The sequence below is a fragment of the Bradyrhizobium sp. LMTR 3 genome (assembly GCF_001693485.1).
Taxonomy (GTDB): domain Bacteria; phylum Pseudomonadota; class Alphaproteobacteria; order Rhizobiales; family Xanthobacteraceae; genus Bradyrhizobium.
Map to the genome: position 1 here is coordinate 1 of NZ_MAXC01000049.1, position 25,620 is coordinate 25,620.

Genomic DNA, 25,620 nt, shown 5'->3' on the forward strand with positions numbered 1-25,620 from the left:
TCCCCATAGCCACGCCGCGCTACCCACGTGCTCCCTCCCGCGGTTTCCTCCCTTGGAGGCTTTCGGACGCCGGCCGCCGAATACGCCGCGACGTCCCTCAAGCGGCCGGCATCCGAAACCCTTCACAAAAGGCGAAATTCCCAAGTGACCAGCGCATGTCTGCTCTTGTCTTAAGAGTTGTCATCTCTCGTTTTGTGGATACACGTCCTTGCGCCCGGTCTTTCCTGCCGATCTGACGCCGCTCCCTTTGGGCCGCTGCCGCTGCAGTTTCGCAATGAAGTTCTGCAACGTTTCCGACGGCGGCCGTGCCGCGCTGTAGGCGAGGCCGACCTGGCGCTTCACGTCGACGTCGATCTCGCGCACGGCGACATCGGAATTGGCGCGCGCCACGCCCTCAGGAACGATGGCGATGCCGACGCCGGCGGCCACCAGCGCCATCGCCCAGTCTTCGGATTCGGCAATCGCCGCGGGCTGCCGCTTGGCCGATGCGGCACGGCCGAAGAATTCGCTCTGCTCGCAATGACAGCGATCGACCATGGCGGTGCCGGCGAGATCTGCGGTGCGGAGCCGCTCCTTCAGCGTCAGTGGATGCGATGGCGGCAATGCCGCGACGTATCGCTCGACCCAAAGCGGAACGAAGTGCTCGTCGGCGCGCAGCAGATTTTTCGAGACGATCCGGGCGTCGGCGGCGTCATCGACGCCGACCAGGCGGAGCGCGAGATCCGACGTTCCCGTGAGCGGCTTTAGCAGCGCGATGGTGCGGGGACGATCGAGCGTGCGCATCAGGCCGAGCGTCAGCGTGTTCCGCATCGCAGGTTTTCGGAACAGGTTTCTTGCGGCGTCGGCTTCATCGATGATGCGGCGCGCGACCGCATGAAATTGTTCGGCGGCCTTCGTCGGTGCCACGCCCTTCTTGTGGCGGATGAACAGCGCTGTGCCGAGCTCGGCCTCGAGATTGGTGATCGCCGCCGAGATCGAGGGCTGCGAGATGAAGCAGCGTCTGGCCGCCACCGTCAGATTGCGCTCCCTGAACACGGCCGAGAAATAGCGGAGTTCGCGGATATCCATAGGTTCATCCTATCGATGATATCGAATATTGATATTTTACCTATGGTGATCCGGATGGCAAGCTGAGGCTCCGATCTCAAGGAGGCATCGTCATGCGCGTCCACCATCTCAACACCGGCACCATGTGCCCGATCGGCCGGCGCCTCGTGAACGGCACCGGCAGCATCTTTCAGCGCGCGCGCATGGTGTGCCATTGTCTGCTGGTCGAGACCCATGACGGGCTGGCGCTGGTCGACACCGGCATCGGACTGGACGATATCGCGAACCCGCCGCGGCTCGGTCCCAAATGGGTTCGGCAGACGACGCCACGGCTCGATCCGGCCGAGACCGCTGTGCGGCAGATCGAGGCGCTCGGCTTTTCGAAAGGCGACGTGCGGCATCTGCTACTGACGCATCTCGACCGCGATCATGCCGGCGGCATTCCGGATTTCCCGAACGCAAAAGTGCATGTCCATCGCCGCGAATACGACATGGCGGTGGCGCGCACGGCGCCCGCGCCGAAGGGCCGCTACATCACCGATCAGTGGAAGCACGGTCCGGATTGGGCGTTCTACGGGGAGGGTGGCGAGGATTGGTTCGGCTTCAAGGGCGTGCGCGCGCTCGGCGACCGCGAACCCGATATCCTGATGATCCCGCTGCCCGGCCATACATCAGGCCATTGCGGCATCGCCGTGCGGAGCGGGGACAAATGGCTGCTGCACGCGGGCGATGCCTATTTCTTTCACGGCCAGATGCAGACCCCGCCGCGGGTGCCGCTGGTTCTCGGCATGTTTCAGCGCCGCGGCGACATGGATCGCGCCATGCGGATCGAAAACCAGGAGCGGCTACGGACGCTCAAGGCAAAGCATGGCGATGCCGTGACCATCTTCAACAGCCATGATCCCGTGGACTATGAGCGCTGCCGCTGCGGCCAGCATCTGCGCGTGCCGCAGACTTGACTTTGCGCCACCCAGCCGGTCGCTAATGTCTCATTCAACTTCGGAAAGAGGGGAGCCCCATGGCAGGACCACGAAAAGCCTGTCCAGTAGTCGTCCGCCGAATAGCCGGAGAGCTTGAAATTCTGGCCTTCCGCCATCCGCTCGCTGGTTGCCAGCTAGTGAAGGGGACGATGGAGGTCGGAGAAACAGTGGAGCGTTCAGCCGAGCGCGAGTTGCTCGAGGAGAGTGGGGTCGTTGGCGCTGCCGGCAATTATCTAGGTACGGTCCAAATGAGTGAGCCGGAGCAGGAATGGCATTTTGTTGTCTGCGATGTGGGAAAGCTGCCTGAGACGTGGACGCATCGAACGAGCGATGGCGGCGGGCTGGATTTTGAGTTCTTCTGGTATCCCCTTGGCCAGAAGCCAAACGACTCCTGGCACCCGATCTTCGGGCGGGCGCTGGCATTCATTAATCAGCGCACCACGCGCTAACTCAGGGGCCGTCAGCGCTAAAAGCCAACACCGAGGAATGCGCTGCCTGCGTCACATGGTCGTCGCTCCCCTCGTCCTTGCCAAACAGCACCTGCACCATCCGCGTGCGGACCTCTATGCTGCCAGAAACGGTATCTCGACCGCCAGTGTGTAGCCGTTGACCATCAGCAGGCCACCGGCGGCACCGACGATGCCGCCGACGATCGCAAGCCAGGGCAGCGTCGCGACGATCGAGACCGAGATCAGCACGATGGCGATCTGCAGAAGAGCTTCGGCATAGTCGAAGTAGGGATCCTGCTTCAGCGCATGGTCGCGCCTGCTCTCGTAGTCCTTGGCCCGCGCCATCAATTCCTTCTTGCCCTCCTGCGTCTCGGGCTCGGACTCGTAGCGTGTCGCCGTCTTGCGATAGGCCTCCGCTTTTGCCTTCAGGGCCGTCCTGGCCTCGGCGTTGAGGCTTCCGTCCTGCAGGAACGCCAGTTCGATCGCGTCGGCCGCGAGGTTGTAGCCGGTCTGGCGGATGTTCTTGGCCTGGTAGAAGGCATAGTGGTTCGCGGCATAGATGTTGTTGTTGGTCGCCTCCTTGCCGGCGTTGGCGCCGCCAAGCCCGGTGATGGCCAGCAGCATCGCCAGAATGGCGATGCCGACCGCTGCCCGCTGCTTGAAGCGGTCGTTCTGCTTCTCCTGGTCCATCATATCAGCGGCGTCTTCGGCTTTCATCGATCGGCTCCTCCTCGCTCCTAAAGGGCAGGCACGATAAACAACGGCGTTATGTCAGCATCGCGACGCACGAGCACGTTGATTTGTTCCGCAGAGTGCGGCAGGCGCGATCGGTCATACGGAGGGATCGGCAATTCCCACGCAGTGATCAAGACTTACGCAAACGTTCGGATGCTTCAGCTCAAGCGTCACAGGAACGGCGCGCCTTTACGGGAGAGAAGTCGACCAATATGAGGTCGAAACAGGCCAGCCACAAGGCCAATACAAACGGTCCGGGTCACAAGCGGCGGTCGAAGCATCGCTGATGCGAAATCCGGAATGCCCTCAATACCAATGAAGTTGGTCGGCTTGGGGCCAATAAGCGAACATGCAGTAACCGCATCTACAGGAGACGGGTCTATAAACGTGCCGCCAAGTGAGGCGAGAGTATGAAAGCAGATAATCGACTGGCGGTGTTTTGCTTGGTAGTGCTGTCCATGATCGTTGCGGGCATCATGGTCGAGAAGTTTTGGGACTGTCGTCTCAAAGGAGGAGTGGAAGAGGCCTGCTTGTTCACGCCTGCTCCTTACACGCCACCATAGGGAGCCAACTGAGGCAGCCCAACCCTTGCCATTAGGTCTGCTGGAGCGAAGACCGCGTTGGGGTCCACAAGGCGACATCCCGTGATCGGGGCCGCGTGTCCGCTTTACCCCTCGAACGCGGACATGTCGGATTTATAAGTGCACGCCCTGGGCAAGTGTCGGCCCCGACCAAGTCGTGATTCAGCGCCTGGACTTTGGCGCAGGGGCCGGCGCAGGCGGCGCCGGCTCGGGTTGCTTGGCCGGCGTCGGCTCGGTCTCTATGGCGCAACGCGACGCGGCGAGCGCGGCTTGCGCCTGCGGCATCAGGCCGGGCTCCGGCGCCAGGGCCTTGAGCACGATCAGGCCGGTCGTGGTGGGAGAGTCGATGATCAGCCGGTCGGCGGCGGTGACTTCCTCATCCTCCGGCAACTCGCCGTGTTGCTCCTCCGTCATCAGATCGAGCTCGATCACCTTTCGGCCGGCCGAGCGGTCGTTGATGGCGTAGTAGGCGACCTCGTTGCGGGTATAGAACGACACCGACGTATAGGCCTGACTGACCGGCACGGTCAGCTTGAGCGGTCCCTCGGAGAGGTCGTAGCGGCAGATCGCGACTGCAAAGGCCGGGTCCATGAACGGCATCGGCGCGTTGTTCGGTTCGGCGAGCGGCAGCGCCGTGACGGCGTTCTCTTTGGTCATCGGCGTCAGCCGCGAATAGGCGTCTTGCGTCGCGATGCGCGGCAGCGCGAGCACGCTGACGAGATGCACCACGCCGCCCAGCAGCACGCCTGCGATGATGGTGAACAGCAGCCGGATCATGGGCAGTTCACCGTGGTGATGGCGGGCATCGGCGCGTCGCGCTGCGTGCGCGTCGCAACGCCGACCGGCGTATCGTAAAGCCGCAGCATCAGCGCGTAGCGCTCGATGCCGCCGGTCGGCAGCCAGTTGCCGGCGCGCGAGCGCGCCGCCACCCGGATCTCGAAGCCGCCGTCGGAGCCGCGGACGATTTCCTGGCTGGTGAAGCCGTAGCGTTGCAGCGAATTGGCGACCAGATGCCCCTTGCGGTCGAACAGCGTCAGCGTCCAGAACCGGGCCGCCGGCGTCACCCCGCTGACGATGACGTCGCAGCGCCCGTCGAGCGGCTTGTTCTTGTCGTCGGTGGTGGCCGTGAAGGCGATGCCGTCGCCGGTGCCAACGGGCAATTCGCCGCTGCGGGCAATCGAGGCGCGCGAATAGGGATCGATTTCGGAACTGCCGGCCTTGGGCCGTGCGGTCCAGGCGCCGATCGTGAGTGTGCCGAGATCGGTGCCGCGCGTCGCCGTCAGGTAGGTCGAGCCGAGACCTACGGCCGTGGCAAGCGCCAATGCCAGCAAGGTGATGAAGATCAGCCGCACAGGCCAGTGCTCCGAAATCTCACGGCATCAGTTTCCGCTTGAACCGGCTTCATCCGAAACCTGAAGCGCTTCTCTTGTTTCGAACGTGTCGGGGCGGACGCTTCGCATCTGTTCCGAGGAACGCCGGTTAAGCTTCTGCCGGATCATGCCTTTTAATTCTTCCGCTCCGCCGGCGCGGCCCGCTCGCCAGCGGCTGCGACATAGTTCTCCGGAAACGCCAGCGCGCCTGACGTGACCGGCCTGGAGGGCTGCTTCTGGTCGTTGGACGAGGTCTTGCCTGCGGTCCTCCCGGCCTCGTCGAGCAGTTTCTCGACGCGCACCAGAATATCCGCGCCGCGCTTGGTCAATACCGGCGGCGGCCCCGGCTTGGTCTCCGGCGCCCGCGCCGCACCATTGGCCGCGGCGCTGGCGGATTGAGCGGGCTGCGGCTGCTTCGTGCCCATGCCGAAGCCTGGGATTTCCTTCACCTCGACGCCCTGATGCGCGACGACCATGATGTCGTGCCAGGTTTGCGCAGGCAACGAACCGCCGGTCATGCGGTTGGTGGGCGAGTAGTCGTCGTTGCCGTACCAGACCGCGCAGGTGAAATTGCCGGTGAAACCGACGAACCAGGCGTCGCGGTAGGCGTTGGTGGTGCCGGTCTTGCCCGCGGTCGGGATGCCGTCGATCGCGGCGCGGCGGGCGGTGCCTTCGCTGACGACATGGCTCATCATTTCCGACATGTCGGCGGCGACGGAGGCGGGAATGGCTTGCACCGGCTTCTTGCCGTCGCGGTCGAAGCGCCAGACCAGGTCGCCGGCGCCGGTACGCACTTCCAGCACCGCGTGAGGTTTCACCGCCTTGCCCTTGTTCGGGAAGGTCGCGTAGGCGACCGCGTGTTCGAGCACGGTGACCTCATCGGAGCCGATCGGCATCGAGGGCGTATCGGGCAGGGGAGCCGTGAGGCCGAACCGGCGTGCCACCTCGGTGATCTTGGCGCGCCCAGCCTTGGCCGGGTTCGCTACCTTGCCGCCGAGCGCAATCGACAACTTCACCGGCACGACGTTGATCGAGCGGGTGATCGCCTGGGTCAGCGTCACCGAGCCGGAATAGTTGTGGCCATAGTTCTGCGGGCACCAGTTGCCGATGCAGACCGGGCCGTCGACCACTTTCGAGCTCGGGGTGTAGCCGTTCAAAAGTGCCGTGGCATAGACATAGGGCTTGAATGATGAGCCCGGCTGCCGATAGGCGTCGGTGGCGCGGTTGAACTGGCTCGCGCCATAGTCGCGTCCGCCGACCATGGCGCGGACGCCGCCGTCGAGGTCGGCAACCACGACGGATGCCTGCGTCGCGTGGTAGTCGCGGCCGAACTGGCGGAGCTGGTTTTCAACCGTTTCCTCGGCGGCGCGCTGCACGTTCATGTCGATCGAGGTACGGACCACGAAGACGCGCTCGGTGTAGGATTTCGGGAAGGTATCGACCAGCCTGCGCATTTCCTCAAAGGCGTAGTCGAGATAGTAGTTCGGCGAGTTCTCGTCGCGGCGATCGACGGCGAAGGCCGGGTTGCGCCGGGCGCCGAACACCTGGCCTTCGGTCATGAAGCCGGCATCGACGAGGTTGTCGAGCACGATGTTGGCGCGGGCGCGGGCGGCGGGCAGGTTGATGTGCGGGGCGTATTTGGTCGGCGCCTTGAACAGCCCGGCCAGCATCGCTGATTCCGCCAGAGTGACGTCGCGCGCCGACTTGTTGAAGTAGAAATGCGCCGCGCCGTCGACGCCGAACGTGCCGCCGCCCATATAGGCGCGGTCCAGATATAGCTTCAGGATTTCGTTCTTGGTCAGCCGCGTCTCGAGCCAGATCGCAAGGAAAGCTTCCTTCACCTTGCGCTCGATGGTGCGCTCGTTGCTGAGGAACAGGTTCTTCGCCAATTGCTGCGTGATCGAAGAACCGCCCTGGCGCACGCCGCCGGCCTGCGCGTTGGTCACGAGCGCGCGCGCGGTGCCCGGAAAGTCGATGCCGAAATGGTCATAGAAGCGGCGGTCTTCGGTCGCCAGCGTCGCCTTGATCAGATTGTCCGGAAAATCTTCCAGAGGAATCGAGTCGTTATGTTTGATGCCGCGGTTGCCGATCGGGTTGCCGTAGCGGTCGAGGAACTGCACCGCAAGATCGGATTTCTTCAGCCAGTCGTCATCGGAGGTCTCGCGAAACGCAGGGATCGCCAGCGCCAGCATCACGATCAGGCCACCAAGGCCGATCGTGGCGGCTTCCGAAAACGGCTCGATGAAGACCCAGCGCTTCCAGCGGCCGACATAGAAGCGGTCCATGAAGGTGGAGTAGCGCTCGTACAGCTCGCGCAGGCCCTTGCCCGACGAGAACAGCGTCGAGTCGATACGCGCATCCAGATCCAGAAGGAAGTTCCGGATCTTCTGCTGCAGCTCTGGAGGTACGATCTGGCGCACCGGGACCCTTGATCTGTTCTGGTATCTGTTCTGGTCGCGCCCGGCGGAGCCGGTCGAGACGTCTTGCTTGGATGTTGCGGCAAACCCAAGGCGCTTTTACGTCCTCGGGGACTCGCCATTGTTCTATCCGAGCGGGGGCTATAAACCAATGCTCTCGCTCACCATTTTGACGGTCAGGCCTAACGCTGCCGTTGGCTTTTGGCTCCGTAGTGAGACCCGCTTGCGCCCCCGTTGCCGGACCTCCTAGAAGGGCCGCAGCCGACCGACCCGAGAAAACGATTGATTGCATGACCGCGCCGCGCAAATCGCCTTCCGGCCAAGAGGGTTTCTTCTGGAAAACCAAGACGTTGGAGGAGATGTCCAGCGCCGAATGGGAAAGCCTGTGCGACGGTTGCGCGCGCTGCTGCCTGGAAAAGCTCGAAGACGAGGATACCGGGAAAATCTACTTTACCCATGTTTCCTGCAAGCTGCTCGATTCCGGCCTGTGCACCTGCAAGGACTACCAGAACCGTTCCGACAAGGTTCCGGATTGTGTCCGCCTGACGCCCGAGAACGTCCGCACCCTGAGCTGGCTTCCGCCGAGCTGCGGCTACAAGCTGGTCGCCGAGGGACGCGATCTCTATTGGTGGCATCCGCTGATCTCGGGCGATCCCAATACCGTGCATGAAGCCGGCGTTTCGGTGCGCGGGCGGGTCCAGGGCACCGAGGACGAGATCCCCGACGAAGACCTCGAGGACCACATCGTGCAGTGGCCGGCCTTGTTGCCGAAGCGGGCACGGCTCAAGAAGCGGCCCAAGGCCTGAACCTCCCGTCCTGATCGATCACGGAAACGCGACGATATTCTCGCGGGATGCACCCATGCGCGCGAGGCGCTGCCCCGAGAGGAATTTGCTCTCTAAGGTGCTGGCTATATGGCGAATCCATCTCGGCGGCTTTGGTCGCGCAGAACAATATTACGTCCGACATGAACCAGCACCAGCGGCAGGGCCGTGAACCTGCCGACCAGACGACATTGCCCGACGATATCGGCGGCGAGCTCTCGCGCATCACAACAGAGGTCATTGAGGTCAGCGATGCGCCGCCGATTGCGCCGCCGGCGCCGCTGACCCCGGACGAGGTCCGCACCATCCTGATGAGCCTGTTGCTGACGATGTTCCTGGCGGCGCTCGACCAGACCATCGTGGCGACGGCGCTGCCGACCATCGGCCGCCAGTTCAACGACGTCAGCAATCTGTCCTGGGTCATCACGGCCTATCTCCTGGCCTCGACCGCGGTTGCACCCGTGTTCGGCACGCTGAGCGACATCTACGGCCGCCGCGTCATGATCACGGTTTCGCTTGCCCTGTTCACGGTCGGCTCGATTCTTTGCGCGGTGGCGCCCAACATGCCGGTATTGATCGTTGCGCGCGGCCTGCAGGGGCTTGGCGGCGGCGGCATCATGCCGGTCGTGCAGACCGTGATCTCCGACGTGGTTAGCCCGCGCGAGCGTGGCAAGTATCAGGCTTATTTCAGCGGCGTCTGGATGGCGGCCGGGCTGATGGGCCCTGTGCTCGGCGGCGTGTTCGCCGAGCATCTGCACTGGTCGATGATCTTCTGGATCAACGTGCCGCTTGCGGTCGGCGCGATGTTTCTGCTGCTGCCGAAGATGGGCAAGATCCCGGTGTTCCACCGCCGCCGCAAGGTCGACTGGCTCGGCGGCGTGCTGCTGATGGCGTCTGCCGTTGTGGTCATGCTGGTGCTCACCTGGGGTGGCAACCGTTATGCCTGGCTGTCGCCCGCGATCATGGCGATGATCGGCGCCTCGGCGGCGCTGGCGCTCGCCTTTGTCTGGCACGCGCGCAATGCCGAAGAGCCGTTCCTGCCGCTGCCGCTGCTCGGCGGAACAGTGGTGCCTTACGCCATGGTGGCCGGCGCCTGCGCGCTCGGCGCCATCACCGGGCTGACCGTGCATCTGCCGCTGTATTACGAGGTCGTCTATCATCTGACCGCGAGCGAAGCGGGGCTTGCGCTGATTCCGCTCGCCGCGATCTCCACCTGTGGTGCCGCGATCGCCGGACGGACGATGGCGCGCGCCAGGCACTACAAGCGCGTGGCCATCGTGGGGACTTTGGCGGCGGCGATCTTCGGTATGGTGCTGACCGTGACGACGCTGCCGCTGTGGGGTTTGCTGATCGTCCTGTCGCTGTTCGCGCTCGGGCTCGGCACGACGTTCCCGGTCAGCGTGGTCTCGCTACAGAACTCGGTGGCGCGCCCGCAGATCGGCACCGTCACGGGGGCGATGAATTTCTTCCGCGCGCTGATGTCGTCGTTCACGGTCGCTGCCTTCAGCGCGATCCTGTTGATGGCGCTCGGCGCCGGCATCTCGCTCGGCGAACATCGCGGACCAGCAAACGCGATTCCCATGGCCGACATGATCGCGGCGTTCCGCTATGTGTTCGGCGCTGCCGCCGCGCTCTTGGCCTGCGCGGCGGTGTGCATCATCGCGATGGAAGAACGGCCGCTGGCCGGTCCGTCGACCCCGGCGGAGATGGCGGAGTAGGGCGTTACCGTCGTCTCCGGGCCTCTTCTACTTTGCATGGGGTTGTTTTCGCGATTTGCGGATAGGATCCGTAGAGCTCGCGGTTCTTGGGGTTGACCAGGCCGGTTTCGATAATGGTGACGCGCATCGGCGATGATCTGTGCGTTGAGCCTCAGGTCCCGGGCCTCGAAACCTCGGTCTCCTTGCTGGTGATGAACTCCAGCAACACGGGTACGCCTTCCTGCGTCTTCTGGATACCGCGCTTGATGGCCGGGATGATGTCTTCCGGTTTCGTCACCCGCTCGCCGTAGCCGCCGAACGCGCGCGCCATCGCGGCGTAGTCGCCGGAAATGTCGGTGGAGCGGTATTTCTCGGTCGAGATCGGCATCACCTTCAGTTCGATCGCCATGGAAAAATTGTTCAGCAGGATCGACATGATCGGGATGCGTTCGCGCACGGCGGTCTCGAAATCCATGCCGGTGAAGCCGATCGCGGCATCGCCCCAGACGTTGATGCAGAGCTTGTCGGGTTTTGCCAGCTTGGCGCCCATCGCAAGGCCAAGGCCGTAGCCGAGCTGCGTGGTCTTGCCCCAGCCGATATAGGACAAAGGCTCGACCGATTTCCAGAACGGCGAGAGCTGGTCGCGCGGGCTGCCGGCGTCGTGAGTGATGATGGTGTTGTTGATGTCGACGGTGTGCTGCAGGTCCCACAATACGCGATAGGGGCTCAGCGGCGCCTCGTTATGCGTCAGCTTCGGCATCCATTTCGCCAGCCATTCCTTGTGAGAGGCGGCGATCTCGGCGGCGACTGCGGTTGCGTCACGATCTGACGTAACGGTCTTGCCGATCTCTTCCAGCAAGGCATCGAGCACCAGGGCAGCATCGCCGACCAGACCGATTTTGGCTTCGACATCCTTGTTGAGATGATTGGGATCGAGCGTGGAATGAATGATGGTCTTGCCCTTCGGCATGGCGATGCCGAACGAGGTCTCGGTGAACGAGCAGCCGATTCCGAAGATCACGTCGGCGTCGCCCAGAAATTTCGGCACCGCGCGTGGCACGGCGAGGCCGCCCGAGCCCAGCGATAGCGGATGCGTCTCCGGAAACGACGACTTGCCGCCGAGGCTGGTCGTGACGGGAATGGCGAGGCGCTCGGCCAGCCGTCTGAGCTGCGGCCAGGCCTTTGCGTAATGCACGCCCTGGCCGGCATAGATCACCGGACGCTTCGCTGCGACGAGCAGGGCCGCCGCTTCCTTTACATGCAGGGGATCCGCGCCGTAGCGGGTGCGCAGCACCGGCGTATAGTTGAGAGGCTCCGGCACTTCCTCGTTCCACATGTCGGCCGGGATTTCGACAATGACCGGTCCCCCGCGGCCATTCTTCAATTTGGTGAAGGCTCTGCGGAAGATGTTGCAGACTTCCGCCGCGATGTTGATCGGCTCGGACGACTTCGAGAACGCCTTCATCGCCTGGCTGGAATTGAAGTTCGGATCGATATTGGCGAGTCTTCGCGCGTAGCCCATCGGCAGCACCAGCACGGGGACCGATTCGCCGTAGCATTGCGCCACGCCGCCCATCGCGTTCTCGGCGCCGGGCCCGTGCTGCATGCAGAACGCGCCGATCGAACGGCCCGAGGTAACGCGCGAGATCGCATCCGCCATGTGAACGCCGATGCGCTCCTGCCGCACCATCACCGGGCGGATATCGGCATTGGCGGCATATTCGATGAGATGATTGACCGGATAGCCGCAGAGGATTTCGATTCCCTCGCGCTTCATGATTTCTGCGATGGCGGCGCCGAGCTTCATGACGGTCTTCTCCCCTCGATACGGGCCGGTTTGGTCCAGCCGATTTGCGACAGTTGGACAGGATTTTCCGACCCGGTAAAGCGCGGACGGCGCGTGCGTTCGGAAGTGCTGATATGCGTTTTGCCGCCCAAGCGAAAGGGACGCCAACCGCGGGGAGAATATTCTTGCTGTGAGCGCCTGAGCTGGAGGTGAAAGCGGATCGCTTTTACCCGGCTTCGACGCTGCTGCGTTGCGAAAAGATCACAGCCGCCAGCCAACTGAAGCGGCTTCACGGCCTTGTCATTCTCGCTGGAGATTTTTGCACTAGGTGTGTGCGCATGCATTTGCATGAAACGCGGGGCATCGCGGGACACAATTTGCATAAGTCGCGGGGCATCGCGAACAGGAGACTTATAACAATGAAAACAGCGCGAACTTTAATTTTAAGCTCGGCGGCAGGCTTGATCGCCCTGAGCGGCGCACAAGCGGCCGACCTTCCGGTCAAAGCCAAGGCAGTCGAATATGTGAAGATCTGTACGCTTTACGGCGCCGGCTTCTTCTATATCCCAGGCACCGACACCTGCATCAAGATCGGTGGCTATCTGCGTGCGGACGTCACCTTCAACGGCGGCGCGCACGGCGCTCCGGCCTGGAGCAGCGACCTTGGCCAGCAAAACCGCTACCGCGATTACTTCGTCGCCCGCTCCCGTATGGCGCTGACGATTGATACCCGCACCGCGACCGAGTACGGCGTGGTCCGCACCTTCGGCCAGGGCGACTTCCAGTTCAACAATTTCGGCAGCTCCAATCCGTCCACGCTCTCGGCGTTTCCGGGCGGAGCGGCGAACGCGCTGTCCATCCCTGGCGGCGGCTACGTCGCGGTTGAATATCTCTTCATCCAGTTCGCCGGCTTCACCTTCGGTAAGTCCGCATCAGCCTATGCCACGCCGTGGCAGGGTTTCCCGGGGAATATCAACTCCTCCTTGCTCGGCGGTCAGAACACCGACACCGGCGTCAACAACATCCAGTACACCGCCGAGTTCGGCAACGGCGTATCGGGCTCGATCGGTCTCGACGACCCGACCGTATGGGATCGCACCGCCGTCTACAATCTGAGCATCCCCAGCGCGATCGGCGCCAACGGCACCGGATCGAATGCCTATGCCGGCACGCACGCTCCGGACATCGTCGGCAGAATCCGGGTGGACCAGGCCTGGGGCCTGTTCCAGTTTTCGGCTGCCGCGCATGAAGTGAGCGGTTCGTACAATACGCTGGGCGCGGGCTCTGTCCCGAATGCATTTTCCGAAATCAGCGGCCACCCCGAGAGCAAGTGGGGCGGCGCGGTGATGGCGGCGTTGCAGATCAAGAACATTCCGACCGGTGCGGGCGACGATATCAAGCTCGACGTATCCTACGCCAAGGGCGCCACCAAGTACGTCATCGCCACCAGCGGCTCCTCGCCGAGCTTTGCGATGTTCGGCGATAGCGGCTTCGGCTATCAGAGCGTCGGCTTCGGCGCGACCACCGACGGCGTCTACTTCCCGGGCGCGGCCGGTACCGGCGGTATCGCTTTGACGACGGCCTGGGGCGTGCGCGGCGCATTCAATCACAACTGGAATCCGAACTGGTCGACCAGCCTGTTCGGCAGCTATTCCGCCGTCAGGTATGACGGCGGCGCGAACGACAACCTGCTGGGTGCGGGGACCTCGACGGCCAAGGGCGCTTATTGCGCCGCTTTCGCCGCCAGCCACCCCGGTCAGGCGTTGGCCGGGAATGCTGCGGGCAACTACACCTGTAACCCCGACTTCAACGTCTCACAGCTCGGCGTCGTTACCCGCTGGACCCCGGTCAAGAACCTGACCTTCTCGGGCGAAGTCCAGTGGTTCCACCTCGATCAGAAGATGTCGGGCTCTTCGGTTTTCACGGCGGCCGCTCCGAAGCCGAACGCGCTCTACGAGTTCAAGGATCAGGACACCGTCCTGCTCCAGTTCCGCGCCCAACGTAACTTCTGACAGCGATCCTCGGACCGGGCCATTGCCCGGTCCCTTTTTCAACGCCGCGGCGGATGGGGTGACTACCTCGCTTCGCCGCGGCGGCTGAACATCGCCGCAAGCAGGTCGAGTACCTGATCCAGGATAGGGTAATTCGCGGCCGCCGAGATGTCGGCGGCGCGCTGCTCCTCGGTCTCGTCGTGCAAGAGACCGATGTAATTCCTTACCGCTTCGCGCTTCTGCGCAATCATGTGCGCTCACTCCGCAAGGCGCCGATCGGGCGAGGGTGGTTGGTCGGCACACAATCGATGGTAAATTTTCCGTACCGTAGGATTCCGGGGCGGGATTCCTCGTCACCCTTAATCAATCGTTCATTCTGTTCCGCAAGGCCTCTTCAACCGTTCCGATCTAGAGTTTAGGCAGTATGGCGCGGGAGAATTTTGGGAAGCGTCGACAGGAGTTTGTCCATGCGTCGATTACTGAAACGATTTGTCGGCGATGAATGCGGCGCTACCGCCATCGAATATTGCATGATTGCAGCCGGCATAAGCATCGTGATCGTCACCGCCGTCAACGGCATCGGGAGCACGCTCAGCACGAAATTCTCCGACGTCAGCACCTCGCTCAAATAGCGGCAAGGCCGCACAGACACATGCTGGAACTGCTATTTGGGCCGCTGTTGGTGTCCTGGGGGCCACCAATCCTGGCCTATGTCCAGCAAAATCCGTGGCGCGTGTTCTCCGCGATATTGGTCGCAGCCTTGTTGCTCGATTGGATGGTCAACGACCGGTCGTCTGGTAGTTGCGATGGCGGATTGGATTTTCGGCAGCGGGGACGGGGACGGCGGCGGGGATTGAAACCGGCGCTATTTGTCTTTTGGGTCCGCATTGAGGGCCCGCAGCATCGCGATCCGCGCGAACATCAGCCAGCCGCCGCCGGTCTCGGCCGCGTTGATCAGATTTTCCACCGCGACCTGCCAGTGCGCCTCGTGCTGCACTTCCTCCGGCAATGCCATGACATAGTCGGCGGCCTGCTGCAGCGTCGCGAGCTTACGGCCGCCGCGAAGCGGTATCGGATCATCGAACGGGGTCGACCACGGCATCGCGCGCTAGATGGTGCTATCTATCGCGCTCCTTGCCCGATCATCCGGCCTTCTTGGTGCGGGCAGCGGTACGCACCGGCTTCTCCGCCTTCTTCGGCGCTTCCTTCGCCGTCTCCTTGGCGGCACGCTTTCCGCTACCGCTGATCGGCAACAGCATCTCGCGCTGGCCGGCGGCGGCCTTCTTCGGCTTCTTGCCCTTGGCCTTGGCGGCGGCAGGGGCGCTCTCTTTCTCGCTGGCGATGCTGCGCTTCAGCGCGTCCATCAGGTTGATGACGTTGCCGCTGGTCTTCGGTGCCGCCTTGGCCTTCGTGCTCAGCCCGTTTCGCTTCTGGTTGATCAGATCGATCAGCGCCTGCTCGTAGCGGTCCTCGAACTGCTCGGGCTCGAATGAGGCGGATTTCTGCTCAACGATATGTCTTGCCAGATCAAGCATATCCTTGGTGATCTTCACGTCCTGGATATCGTCGAAATATTCCGTCTCGTTGCGCACTTCATAGGGGTAACGCAGCAGCGTTCCCATCAGCCCCTTCTCAAGCGGCTCCAGCGCGATGATGTGCTCGCGGTTGGTCAGTACCACGCGGCCGATCGCGACCTTGTCCATGCTGCGGATGGTTTCACGGATCACCGCAAACGCATCGTGGCCGACCTTGCCGTCCGGCACGAGATAATAGGGGCGGATCAGATAGCGGCCGTCGATATCGGATTTCGGAACGAATTCGTCGATCTCGATGGTGCGGGTCGATTCCAGCGCGATGTCGTCAAGCTCGTCCTTCGACACTTCGATGTAGATGTCGGTATCGATCTTGTAGCCCTTCATGATGTCTTCGCTGGCGACTTCCTCGCCGGTCTCGGCGTCGACCTTGGCGTATTTGATGCGGTGGCCGGTCTTGCGGTTGATCTGGTTGAACGAGACCTTCTCGGTATCCGAGGTCGCCGGATAGAGGGCGACAGGACAGGTCACGAGCGACAGGCGCAGAAAACCCTTCCAATTGGCGCGGGGGGCCATGGGCTACTCCGAAAATACGCAACAGACGACAGGGAAGGATACCACCGGATCACCCCGTCTCAAACATGCCGGGCTGCGGAATCTCGGAACGGCGTTAACCCTCGAGGGGCCCGTTCTGCGACCTTTTGAACATGGCGGCCGCGCGACACGGTCCGATACCCGGAACATCACTTTCGATCATGCGTTGCTTCCACAGGCGATGTCGGAGCATTCGCTGACATTACAGGCACTTACTCGAAGAGGTCCCCATGGCAACGAAACGACATGGCCAGATCGTCGAAACCCCGACCGAGGCCCGCCAAGCCGAACCCGGTCCGTCCGTGCTTGCACTCCTGACGGTATCGACCGGGCTCGCGATTCTGATCCTTGGCATCGTCTGGTTCATATTCTTCCGCACGTAAGGGACTGACCGAGGCTGCGCGACCGGGATACTTATCCGCGCGGCTGGGAAGTGGGGGCCCGTTTTTTCGGGAGCCGTTGCCATATAAGCAACCCGCCGGCCCCCTTGGGCCATCCGATCGGGCATGTTAGGCGTTGGGCCTGCGGTTTGCGGGCGCGCCCGGGCCCGCAGAAAGCGTCATGACGAAAAAGTCGCACTGCCCGGTGTGCCTCGTTCATGGCCCGTTCACCCCGCTGAGCCTCATCATGAGAACTGATATTGTAGGGCTCACTATTGGAGGCCAGCTTGCGCCTGCTTGTTGTTGAGGACGATCCGGATCTCAACCGTCAGCTTACGACGGCTTTGACGGATGCCGGTTATGTGGTTGATCGCGCGTTCGACGGCGAGGAGGGGCACTATCTGGGCGACAGCGAGCCTTATGACGCCGTCGTGCTCGACATCGGGCTGCCGAAGATGGACGGCATCTCGGTCCTGGAGGCGTGGCGCCGCAACGGCCGCGCCATGCCGGTCCTGATCCTCACCGCGCGCGACCGCTGGAGCGACAAGGTGCAGGGGTTTGATGCCGGCGCCGACGACTATGTCGCAAAGCCGTTTCACCTCGAAGAAGTGCTGGCGCGCATTCGCGCGCTGCTGCGCCGCTCCACCGGCCATGCCCAGTCGGAACTGACCTGCGGCCCGGTCTCGCTGGATACCCGCACCGGGCGGGTCAGCGTCTCAGGCAATCCGGTCAAGATGACCTCGCACGAATACCGGCTGCTGGCCTATCTGATGCATCACACCGGGCGCGTGGTGTCGCGCACCGAACTGGTCGAGCATCTCTACGACCAGGACTTCGACCGCGACTCCAACACCATCGAGGTGTTCGTCGGCCGCATCCGCAAGAAGCTCGACGTCGACATCATCCAGACCGTGCGTGGGCTCGGCTATCTCTTGACGCCGCCCTCACCGGGCGCCTGATGAGCCTTGCTCTTTTATTCGAGCATGATCTTATCCGAAGGCCGGTCTCCATCCGCAGGATTGGAGCCTGGGGATACGCTTTTCGGGATCTTGTTCTGATGCGCGGAAGTTCGCTCGCCACGCGGTTGTTCCTGTCGGCGACCGCGTGGGTGGTCGTGATCCTGGTCATCACCGGCGTGATCCTGTCATCGGTCTACCGGAACGCGACCGAGCGCGCCTTCGACCGCCGCCTCAACCTCTACCTCCGCACCCTGATCGCCGAAGTCGCAACGCCGGACGAGCCGCCTGACCAACAGTTCCAGTCGCTCGGCGAACCGCTGTTCGAACTGCCCTTGTCCGGCTGGTACTGGCAGATCGTCCGGACCGACGAGAAGGCCGAGACAAAGGCCTCGCGTTCGCTGTGGGACAAGAAGCTGCCGAAGCTCGAGGATATCGGCGCGGAGCTGACCCCGGCCGGAATCCGTCTCGGCTACGTCGACGGTCCGGAGGGCCAGGATCTGAGGGTAGTCGAGCGGCCGGTCGACCTCGGCGCCGACGGCAAGTTTCTGGTCAGCGTGGCCGGCGATGCATCCGAGATTTTCGACGAAATCCGCGCCTTCGACTATTACCTCGGCGGCACCTTTGCAGCGCTCGGTATCGTGCTGCTCCTGACCACGATCTTCCAGGTCCGCTTCGGGTTGGCGCCGCTCAAACGCATTTCGGAATCGATCGCCGACATCCGCTCCGGACGCGCCGAACGGCTTGAGGGCCAGTTTCCGGTCGAGATCGCGCCGCTGGCGCGCGAGACCAACGCGCTGATCGACGCCAACCGCGAGATCGTCGAGCGCGCCCGCACCCATGTCGGTAACCTTGCCCATGCCATCAAGACACCGCTGTCCGTGATCGTCAACGAGGCCTCCGCCCACACGGTGGATCCCTTTGCGAACAAGGTTTTGGAGCAGGCTTTTGTGATGCGGGATCAGGTCGCGCATCATCTCGAGCGCGCACGCATCGCCGCGCGCGTCACCATCGTCGGCACTGTCACAGAGGTCGCGCCCGCCATCGAGGCGCTGCGCCGGACCATGGAAAAGATCCACCGGGATCGTGGCGTCAAGATCGTAGTCAAGGCGGACCCGCAGGCAAAGTTCCGCGGCGAGCGCCAGGATCTTGAGGAGATGGCCGGCAATCTGGTCGACAATGCCTGCAAATGGGCGGCCTCGCAGGTATTCATCGAGGTGCACGCGGAATCGCCGGCCGAGCCCGGTACCGGGCCACGGCTGCGGCTCATTGTCGATGACGATGGCCGCGGATTGTCCGCTGCCGAGCGCGCGCAGGTATCCCGGCGCGGCCAGCGCCTGGACGAATCCAAGCCGGGCTCCGGGCTTGGGCTTTCGATCGTGGTCGATCTCGCCGGCCTTTATGGCGGTAGCCTCGTCCTGGGCGACGCCCCGATCGGCGGGCTGCGGGCAGAGCTGGTGTTGCCGGGGATATGAACGCCTTATCGGGCTGAATTGCCTGGGATTGAAGGGGCGGCTATCCGGCACTGCCCGGGGCGATTTCGTTATTCCTAAACGGCTTCTTAACGCGCGCACTTCTAAAATCGGCGGTGGACGCGCTTTGCCGTCCGCGTGATACAAACAAATCCACACCGGGCGAATGAGCCAGACATCGACAGAGCGGCTGAGGGACTATCTCGCCCAGCTCCCGCCTCAATCGCAGGCGCTGCTGATGCGGGAGTTCGAGCGCGCCATCGAGCGCGGGGAAGACCTCGCAGTCGCCAATTTCGTGCTCGAGCAGTTGCGCAAGGTCGTCCGCGGGACCGAGGAGGACGATGAGGCGCGTCCGCGCACCGACGATCCGGCGCGGCTGTTGTACGGTCCGCTCGAGCCATTTCTCGTCGAGGGCAATTTTCCGGTGCGCGCCGGGCAGATCCGGCGCGCGTCGCTGCTGCCGGTCTGGCAATGGCTGGGCCGCGACGGCGCGCCCGAGGCCGTGCGCGCATTCGAAGCGACACTCAGCGGGATCAGGCTGAGCGGCTCCACCGCAGGTCTCGGAGCCGCCACTCGTAAATTCCAGCTCGCCACAGCCGAGGCGATCGTCAAGATCGCCACTCCGGTGCAGGGCGAGGACAGGCATCGTGCGCTCTCGCGCATTGGCTCGCCGAATGTAGTCGAGGATTTGCTGTCGATCGGCGCGGTGCTGCGGGCCCGCGAGGCGATGGAGACGCTCGGCAGCCGGCTTCCCGGCCAGATTCGGGCGATGACGCCCTCCCAGCTCGAGACGGTGACGTCGGCGCTCAACGTGCCGTCGTTGCAGACGCCGCAATTGCTGCCGTTCGCGCTGTCGCTGATCATGCAGCGATTGGCGGCGCCGTGGCAGATCATCCGCCTCGCGGTCAAGATGGCGGCCTCCGACGACGAGATTCGGGTGGCGGCCACGCCCTACGGCATCGCCGTCACGATCGCGCTGCACGATCTCTCGTTTCTCACCGCCTGCCTGCGCACCGACATCAGGCGCGGTCATTTCGACAATGTCGGCGACCAACTGAAAATCCTGCACGATGGCGTGCGGGGCTTGCGCACCGAGCTCGATCTGCGCAACGATTCCGCGTGGGGCCGCCAGCTCACCGCGATCCGGGCCGATATTTCCAATTCGCTGCAGTCGGAAATCGAGAGCGTGCCCGGCCGGGTCCGCCGCATCCTGCGTCAGCGCGCCGACAAGGATATCGCTTCGGCGCCGAAGATCGACGCTGCGGAGGTCGAAGAGATCGCCGCCCTGATCGACTTCGTGGCGGTGTGCCGCACCTATGCCAGCGAACTCGCCATCAACGAAGTCACCCTGCGGACCTATTCCGACCTGCAGCATTACGTCGAGCATTCCACCGAGAGCCTGGTGCAGGCGCTGCGCGGCGCCGACACCAGGGCGCGCGCCTACCGGCAGATGCAGGCCAAGGCGGCGATCCGCTTCTGCGAAATCCTGTTCGGCCATGACTATGCGTCGCTGATGAACCGGGCGGCCGAAAATGCCGTGACCGGCGAGCGGAAAACGACCAAAGCCGGATAGAGCGTTTTCCAGCGAAGTGGACACCGGTTCGCGTCAAGAAAACGCGTCAAAACAAAAATCTAGAGGCCCGGTTCTGATTCAATCAGAACCGAAAAGGCTCTAGCGCCGCCTCTCGATCTATCGCGTCACGCCTTGCGTCGATCCTTGGCGTCGCGAAGAAATTCGGCGAAGGCCTTCAGCGTCACATCGGAAACATGATGTTCGATGCCCTCGGCATCCGCCTCCGCGGCTTCCTGCGGAACGCCGAGCGCCAGCAAGACGTCGACCACCAGACGGTGACGGGCGCGGACGCGCTTGGCGAGGGTCTCACCCTTTTCGGTCAGGAACACCCCGCGATAGGGGCGGGCCGTAACCAGGTCTTCGCGCTTCAACCGCGCAATGGTGTCGATCGCCGTCGGGTGCGATACGCCCAGCCTGCGCGCGATGTCGGTCGGGCGCGCCTCGCCGGTCGTGCCGAGCAGATCGGAGATCAATTCGACATAGTCTTCCAGAACCGCGGTCGATCGCGCCGATCGTGCCTTTCCGAAGCGGCGCGCCTGCGTTTGTTCCGCGGGCAGCGGCTGCATCGGTTTGGCCCGATTTGTCGAGGGCTTGCGCACCACTCTCACCTTCCAGGCGAATCCATCCAGACGAGGCGCGACCATGGCGTGCTGCCGACCACATTGCAAGTTGGCGGCTTGTCGCCGATCTGCAACAGGCCGGCGCCTGGAATTTGCGACTCGTTCGCAGCATCTTGACAGTTAACGGTTCAGCATTAACATGTAGCCTTACCTACGTTTTGGTGTTGCGGCTTATCAAGTGGCTGTTGCTGAAGCGCGATCGGTTGGGGATGAATATGCGCGCTTCGCGAATGGCCCTTGCGGGCACATCGGCACTGGCCGTGGTTTGGTTGAGCCACGCCGCGGCGCTCGCGCAAACTGCAGCGCCCGCGCCACCGACGCCCCAGGCCGCGCCGTCTGCCGAACCAGCCGCCCCGGCACCGCCGCCGGCCGGGCAAACGCCGGCGGAGCCGGCTCCATCGCAGACCGCGCCGGCCCCGGCGGCCGGACCGCAAGCCACGCCGAACGCGCCGGCGGAAATCGACATGCCGCAAGTGACCGTCGAGGGGCGTCAGCCTAAACCCGCGCGGCGGGCCGCGCGCAGCGAGCCCGGTCGGCGTTCGACGACCGTGGCGGCACCGCTGCCGGGCCCAACGCCCGCGCCCGCGCCGACGTCACCCTTCAATCAGCCATTCGCGCCGCTGTCGACGATCGGGAGCAACCAGATCCAGACCGGCAGCAGCAACGGTGGCTTCGGCAGCCTGTTCGCCAACATGCCCGGCGCAACGTCGGCAGGGCTTGCCACGGAATCGTCGCGCCCGATCTTGCGTGGCCTGTCGGACGCAAAGGTCCGCATTCAGGAGAACGGCGTCGGTGCGGTCGACGTGTCTGACATCGCGCAGGACCACGCGGTGCCGATCGACCCTCTCGCCATCCAGAAGGTCGACGTCATTCGCGGGCCGGGTGCGCTCCGCTTCGGCTCGCAGGCCGTCGGCGGCGTCGTCGACGTCAACAACGACCGGATTCCGACCGCTGCGCCGCTCGGGGGAGTGGCTGCAGAACTGAGGTCGGGCGTGACGAGCGTCAACAAGGGATGGGAGAGCGGCCTGTTGCTGGATGCCGGCGGCCGCAACGCCGCCGTTCATGCCGACGTCTACGGGCGCTCGTCCAGCGATTACAGCGTCCCGAGTTACCCGTATCTGGTCCCGCCAATCCCTGCGCCTGCCTTTAACGGCAAGCAGCCGAATTCCGCTTCGCAAAGCGCAGGCGCTGCAATCGGCGGCTCTTGGCTTTTCGACGGCGGTTATGCCGGCATCGCCGTCTCCCGCTTCACCAGCGACTACTACGTCCCCGGCATCGCGACCGCGGATGCCCGCCAGCACAACGACCTCGAGCAAACCAAGATCAGTTCCAAGGGCGAGTATCGCCCGGACGCAAACGTGCTTGCCGCGATCAGGTACTGGACCGGATATTCGGAGTACCGGCACGACGAGACGGTGCTCGCTACCACCGGCTTCCAGGAGATTGCCGCCACCTTCAAGAATCGGCAGACCGAGGGCAAGCTCGAGTTCGAGCTTGCGCCGCTCGCCACGCCGATCGGTCCTCTGACCAGCATTTTCGGTGCGCAAGGTGCTTACCAGCAACTGGATACGGCAGGGCAGGCGATCCTGCTTCCGGCCCAGACCAGAACAGCGGCGGCGTACTTCCTCAATGAAGTCAGGCACACGGAGACGCTGCGCACGCAATTGGCGGGCCGCATCGAGGGGATCAATGTCGCGGGAACGGCATTCACCTTTCCGCCGAATTTTCTCCCACCGCCGGATGAGCCGGGCAGGGCCGCCGCCAAGCTCGACTTCATGCCGAAGAGCGTCAGTTTCGGCATCATCAAGGATCTTCCATCCTCGCTGGTCGCCAGCCTGACGCTGCAACGGATCGAACGCGCGCCGCGCGCTCTCGAACTGTTCGCCCAGGGGCCCGACGGTTCGGAGAAGACGTTCAAGATCGGAAACCCGAACCTCGGAATCGAGACAGCGCAGACCGCGGAAATCGGCTTGAAACGTACGGATGGCGATTTCAGGTTCGCCGCAAATGCCTACTACACGTCGTACGACAAGTTCATTTTCTCGCGCGCCACCGGCATCTTTTGTCAGGAAACGTTTGCTTCATGCGGCGCCGGCACCGATTACATCCAGGTCAACTACGATCAGCGTGACGCGACTTTCCGCGGCGGCGAACTGGCGTGGCAGTGGGACGCCGCGCAACTTGGCAATGGCACCCTTGGCCTCGATGGCCAATATGATGTCGTGCGGGCAACCTTCACCGACGGCAGCAACGTGCCGCGCATTCCTCCGATGCGCCTCGGCGGCGGCGTCTACTGGCGCAACGACAATTGGTTCGCGCGCGTCGGCGTGTTGCACGCGTTTGCGCAGAACGACATTCCGCAATTCGACACGCCGACCGCCGGATATGATTTGGTGAAGGTACAACTCGAGCACCGGAAATTCTGGAAGGATTCGCCGTGGGGCGCGGTTGAGGTCGCGACCGGGGTGGTTGGCGACAATCTGCTCAACGCCAACATTCGCAACTCCGTTCAATTCCACAAGGACGAGATCCTGCAGCCGGGTCGCGGCTTCAAGCTGTTTCTCAACGTCAAATACGGTGTCGACCGGCCAAGCGGCCCGCCCGGCACCTGGATCGGCGCGGCGAGACCGCCGGCCGGCAACGGCTACTACAAGAGCCCCGCGCTCGAAGCGGTGGCCTGGAACTGGGCGGGCATCTATGCCGGCGGCAATGTCGGATATTTGAGGGGTGAGGGCGGTACCAACGCTGCGTTCAACGACGTTGCAACCGGTGCCTCGCTTGCCGGAGCCCGCCTGTCGTCCACGCACGACACCGCCAGTATTGGCGGGCAGGCCGGCTACAACTGGACGTCGGGCCGGATGCTGGCAGGCATTGAAGGCGATTTTGAGTATCGCAATCAGCGCGGAAGCAGCGTCACCGCTTGTCCCGGCAACATCTGCAACCCGGCGCTCGCTCCGCTTGACGCCACCGTGACGGCGAGCCTCGACTATCGCTTGGGTTGGGTGGCCTCGGTTCGCGGCCGCGTCGGAACGCTTGTGACGCCGGACCTGCTTGCCTACGCCACCGCGGGCGTTCCGTTCGGCAAGATGACGACGTCAACGGCGGTTGCAGGTTTCGACAATGCGGGGGTCGCGGGGACGGCGTCTCTGGATCGGCACTTGTATCGGTTCGGCTGGGCTGTCGGCGCCGGTTTCGAGAAGCAGCTTACAGGCAACTGGACCGCAAAGCTCGAATATCTCCACATGGATTTCGGCTCGGTGCGTTCGACCCCGCCTGTGGCGGTCAATACGGCGGTTGCGTTCGACGCCAACACGCGTGTGACCAGTGATGGAGTCAGGGTCGGGTTCAACTACAGATTTGGCGGTGACGCGATCGTCGTGGATTAGTCGTCGAACTGAAGCCCACGACCAGCCGACCAGGTGCTGCGGTCGTCGCCTCTACTTGACCGTGAAGCGGATCGGCTGCCTCACAACAACGAATTCGCCGGGAAACGTCGCCGGCGGCGAAGGGAAGGGCTGCGCGCGCTTGAGGAGCGCGAGCGCTTCCTCGTCAAGGGCGCCGGATCCCGAACTTTGAGTTACACGCGCGCTGACAACCATTCCCTTGCGATCAAGCGTAAACGACACCTGCGCCGTCCCTTGCTCGCGCCGCGACCGCGCGGCTTCCGGATACCGCTTGTTCTTTTCGACCAAAGCGAGGACCTGGGTTCGCCATGTCACGACGGCCTCCGAATTTTTGTCATTCGGCACACCCTGGGTCGGTGCCACGGCGACCGGTGCGATCCGATCGTTAATCGCGGGCGGTGCCGATGTCGTGGTGGCCGCCGCCTGCTGCTGCGGCGTCACGTCAGGCTGCGGCTTGCTCTGCAGCGCCACAGCCGCGTCCGGATTGGGAGCGGGCGGCAACTCGGGCGTTTCATCGGGTGGCGTCTCCTCGGGTTTCGCCACCGGCTGCGCCTCCGACATCACCTGCTCCGGACCGGGCGCAATGTCGGTCGGCGTCGTCGCTGGTGCTGCGGCCAACGGTGCCAGCTCGACCACGATCGCGCCCGAAGGTTCGGCAGCCACGGTGTCGTCCGCGTCGCGCCAGGTGGCGAGCGTGGCGGTCAATCCGGCATAGACGCACAGCACCGCGAGGCTGCTGAACATCCATCGTCGAAGGTCGGAACGGTCTTCGGCCGCAAGCTGCATCATGGCGATGAGGCTTGCTCCATTCCGACCAGGGCGACCTTGAGGTAGCCGGCGGCCCGCAACATATTCATGACCTGCATCACCTCGCCATAGGGGACGAGCTTGTCGGCACGCAGGAAAATGCGGGTATCCTTCTGGCCGCTGGTGCTCGCATCGAGCGCGCCGGGCAGTGCGCTACGCCCCACGGTTTCGTTCCCGACGGAAAGCGACAGGTCCGGTTTCACCGTCAGATAAACCGGCTTGTCCGGCCGCGGCTGCGGCTGCGCGTTCGACGCCGGAAGATCGACGGCGATATCGACGGTCGCAAGCGGTGCGGCAACCATGAAGATGATGAGCAGAACGAGGATGACGTCGATGAACGGCGTCACGTTGATCTCATGGACTTCGGCGAGATCGCCGTTGCCTTGGTTCAGACTGGCGGCCATG

Annotated in this window: 23 protein-coding genes; 11 read left to right on the plus strand and 12 right to left on the minus strand. The window is 63.5% G+C overall.

Features of this window, described 5'->3' with window-relative positions; all coding sequences use genetic code 11:
- Positions 1–180: 180 nt before the first annotated feature.
- Positions 181–1,068: a LysR family transcriptional regulator gene (locus LMTR3_RS28355; protein ID WP_065748273.1), complete on the minus strand. Its 888-nt coding sequence runs from the start codon at positions 1,066–1,068 to the stop codon at positions 181–183.
- A 92-nt stretch (positions 1,069–1,160) separates the two neighbouring features.
- On the opposite strand from LMTR3_RS28355, the gene LMTR3_RS28360 reads away from it, so the two are divergent.
- Positions 1,161–2,006: an MBL fold metallo-hydrolase gene (locus tag LMTR3_RS28360; protein ID WP_065748274.1), complete on the plus strand. Its 846-nt coding sequence runs from the start codon at positions 1,161–1,163 to the stop codon at positions 2,004–2,006.
- Positions 2,007–2,065: 59 nt separating this feature from the next.
- A complete protein-coding gene (locus LMTR3_RS28365; RefSeq protein WP_065748275.1) occupies positions 2,066–2,476 on the plus strand; it encodes an NUDIX hydrolase in 411 nt (136 codons plus the stop codon).
- A 114-nt stretch (positions 2,477–2,590) separates the two neighbouring features.
- Here the strand turns inward: LMTR3_RS28365 and LMTR3_RS28370 are convergent, their stop codons facing one another.
- The 4 genes from LMTR3_RS28370 to LMTR3_RS28385 form a co-directional block, all read right to left on the minus strand.
- Positions 2,591–3,193: a DUF4337 domain-containing protein gene (locus LMTR3_RS28370; protein WP_084029863.1), complete on the minus strand. Its 603-nt coding sequence runs from the start codon at positions 3,191–3,193 to the stop codon at positions 2,591–2,593.
- A gap of 761 nt (positions 3,194–3,954) precedes the next feature.
- Positions 3,955–4,569, minus strand: coding sequence for a DUF1254 domain-containing protein (locus LMTR3_RS28375; protein ID WP_065748276.1), 615 nt, complete (start codon positions 4,567–4,569; stop codon positions 3,955–3,957).
- Positions 4,566–5,144 carry a DUF1214 domain-containing protein gene (locus LMTR3_RS28380; protein ID WP_028348906.1) on the minus strand — a complete coding sequence of 193 codons (579 nt, stop codon included), beginning with the start codon at positions 5,142–5,144 and terminating at the stop codon, positions 4,566–4,568. The genes LMTR3_RS28375 and LMTR3_RS28380 overlap by 4 nt, the downstream gene beginning before the upstream one ends.
- Before the next feature lie 152 nt (positions 5,145–5,296).
- Positions 5,297–7,582 carry a transglycosylase domain-containing protein gene (locus LMTR3_RS28385; protein WP_065748277.1) on the minus strand — a complete coding sequence of 762 codons (2,286 nt, stop codon included), beginning with the start codon at positions 7,580–7,582 and terminating at the stop codon, positions 5,297–5,299.
- Positions 7,583–7,869: 287 nt separating this feature from the next.
- Between LMTR3_RS28385 and LMTR3_RS28390 the strand changes: the two genes are divergently transcribed.
- Together LMTR3_RS28390 and LMTR3_RS28395 are read left to right on the plus strand one after the other, a co-directional pair.
- Entirely contained in the window at positions 7,870–8,385 is a 516-nt protein-coding gene (locus tag LMTR3_RS28390) for a YcgN family cysteine cluster protein (RefSeq protein ID WP_028348904.1), read from the plus strand.
- Positions 8,386–8,546: 161 nt separating this feature from the next.
- Entirely contained in the window at positions 8,547–10,121 is a 1,575-nt protein-coding gene (locus tag LMTR3_RS28395) for an MDR family MFS transporter (RefSeq protein WP_065748607.1), read from the plus strand.
- Between the two features lie 151 nt (positions 10,122–10,272).
- Here the strand turns inward: LMTR3_RS28395 and LMTR3_RS28400 are convergent, their stop codons facing one another.
- A complete protein-coding gene (locus LMTR3_RS28400; RefSeq protein ID WP_065748278.1) occupies positions 10,273–11,907 on the minus strand; it encodes a thiamine pyrophosphate-requiring protein in 1,635 nt (544 codons plus the stop codon).
- Between the two features lie 398 nt (positions 11,908–12,305).
- Between LMTR3_RS28400 and LMTR3_RS28405 the strand changes: the two genes are divergently transcribed.
- The gene (locus tag LMTR3_RS28405) at positions 12,306–13,898 is read left to right on the plus strand and encodes a porin (protein WP_065748279.1); all 1,593 of its coding nucleotides are present in this window, start codon (positions 12,306–12,308) and stop codon (positions 13,896–13,898) included.
- Between the two features lie 62 nt (positions 13,899–13,960).
- On the opposite strand, the gene LMTR3_RS38700 is transcribed toward LMTR3_RS28405, so the two are convergent.
- A complete protein-coding gene (locus tag LMTR3_RS38700) occupies positions 13,961–14,128 on the minus strand; it encodes a hypothetical protein (protein ID WP_176722011.1) in 168 nt (55 codons plus the stop codon).
- 216 nt (positions 14,129–14,344) lie between these two features.
- Here LMTR3_RS38700 and LMTR3_RS28410 point away from each other — a divergent pair, with 216 nt between their 5' ends.
- Positions 14,345–14,509 carry a Flp family type IVb pilin gene (locus tag LMTR3_RS28410; RefSeq protein WP_065748280.1) on the plus strand — a complete coding sequence of 55 codons (165 nt, stop codon included), beginning with the start codon at positions 14,345–14,347 and terminating at the stop codon, positions 14,507–14,509.
- A 233-nt stretch (positions 14,510–14,742) separates the two neighbouring features.
- Here the strand turns inward: LMTR3_RS28410 and LMTR3_RS28415 are convergent, their stop codons facing one another.
- Both LMTR3_RS28415 and ku read right to left on the minus strand, forming a co-directional pair.
- Positions 14,743–14,979 (minus strand): hypothetical protein, encoded by a 237-nt coding sequence (locus LMTR3_RS28415; protein WP_057848135.1) that lies wholly within the window; start codon positions 14,977–14,979, stop codon positions 14,743–14,745.
- Between the two features lie 40 nt (positions 14,980–15,019).
- A complete protein-coding gene (gene ku / locus LMTR3_RS28420; RefSeq protein WP_065748281.1) occupies positions 15,020–15,985 on the minus strand; it encodes a non-homologous end joining protein Ku in 966 nt (321 codons plus the stop codon).
- 248 nt (positions 15,986–16,233) lie between these two features.
- Between ku and LMTR3_RS38705 the strand changes: the two genes are divergently transcribed.
- From LMTR3_RS38705 to LMTR3_RS28435, 4 genes are all read left to right on the plus strand, one after another.
- On the plus strand, positions 16,234–16,386 hold the full coding sequence (locus LMTR3_RS38705; protein ID WP_176722012.1) for a hypothetical protein: 153 nt from the start codon (positions 16,234–16,236) through the stop codon (positions 16,384–16,386).
- A gap of 284 nt (positions 16,387–16,670) precedes the next feature.
- Positions 16,671–17,342 (plus strand): response regulator transcription factor, encoded by a 672-nt coding sequence (locus tag LMTR3_RS28425; RefSeq protein WP_028348898.1) that lies wholly within the window; start codon positions 16,671–16,673, stop codon positions 17,340–17,342.
- 98 nt (positions 17,343–17,440) lie between these two features.
- The gene (locus LMTR3_RS28430; RefSeq protein WP_065748282.1) at positions 17,441–18,814 is read left to right on the plus strand and encodes an ATP-binding protein; all 1,374 of its coding nucleotides are present in this window, start codon (positions 17,441–17,443) and stop codon (positions 18,812–18,814) included.
- A gap of 163 nt (positions 18,815–18,977) precedes the next feature.
- Complete coding sequence (locus LMTR3_RS28435; protein ID WP_065748283.1) at positions 18,978–20,384, plus strand: hypothetical protein; 1,407 nt, start codon at positions 18,978–18,980, stop codon at positions 20,382–20,384.
- Between the two features lie 125 nt (positions 20,385–20,509).
- Here LMTR3_RS28435 and mntR read toward each other — a convergent pair whose 3' ends face one another.
- Positions 20,510–21,028, minus strand: coding sequence for a manganese-binding transcriptional regulator MntR (gene mntR, locus LMTR3_RS28440; protein WP_084029864.1), 519 nt, complete (start codon positions 21,026–21,028; stop codon positions 20,510–20,512).
- A gap of 191 nt (positions 21,029–21,219) precedes the next feature.
- Between mntR and LMTR3_RS28450 the strand changes: the two genes are divergently transcribed.
- Entirely contained in the window at positions 21,220–24,390 is a 3,171-nt protein-coding gene (locus tag LMTR3_RS28450; RefSeq protein WP_176722013.1) for a TonB-dependent receptor domain-containing protein, read from the plus strand.
- Positions 24,391–24,441: 51 nt separating this feature from the next.
- On the opposite strand, the gene LMTR3_RS28455 is transcribed toward LMTR3_RS28450, so the two are convergent.
- Together LMTR3_RS28455 and exbD are read right to left on the minus strand one after the other, a co-directional pair.
- Entirely contained in the window at positions 24,442–25,197 is a 756-nt protein-coding gene (locus LMTR3_RS28455; RefSeq protein WP_065748286.1) for an energy transducer TonB, read from the minus strand.
- Positions 25,194–25,619 carry a TonB system transport protein ExbD gene (gene exbD, locus LMTR3_RS28460; protein WP_065748287.1) on the minus strand — a complete coding sequence of 142 codons (426 nt, stop codon included), beginning with the start codon at positions 25,617–25,619 and terminating at the stop codon, positions 25,194–25,196. Before exbD ends, LMTR3_RS28455 begins: the two co-directional genes overlap by 4 nt.
- Position 25,620 lies beyond the last annotated feature (1 nt).